The 207-nt window shown below is 71.0% G+C and carries 1 protein-coding gene; it reads left to right on the forward strand.

Going from position 1 to position 207, the window contains the following annotated elements; translation table 11 throughout:
• The coding region (locus AC5RUU_RS19730) for an L-serine ammonia-lyase, iron-sulfur-dependent, subunit alpha (protein WP_493976881.1) at positions 1-207 on the forward strand (207 nt) is incomplete at both ends.

Raw genomic sequence — 207 nt, forward strand, 5'->3', positions numbered from 1 at the left:
GGTTCCTGCTCGCTGCGGGCGCGGTGGGGGTGTTGTACAAGGAGCAGGCCTCGATCTCCGGGGCCGAGGTCGGCTGCCAGGGCGAGGTGGGGTCGGCATCATCGATGGCCGCCGCGGGCCTGGCCGAGGTGATGGGCGGGTCCCCGGCGCAGGTGGAAAACGCCGCGGAAATCGCGATGGAACACAACCTGGGCCTGACCTGCGACC

The sequence above is a fragment of the Arthrobacter sp. K4-10C genome (assembly GCF_059090085.1).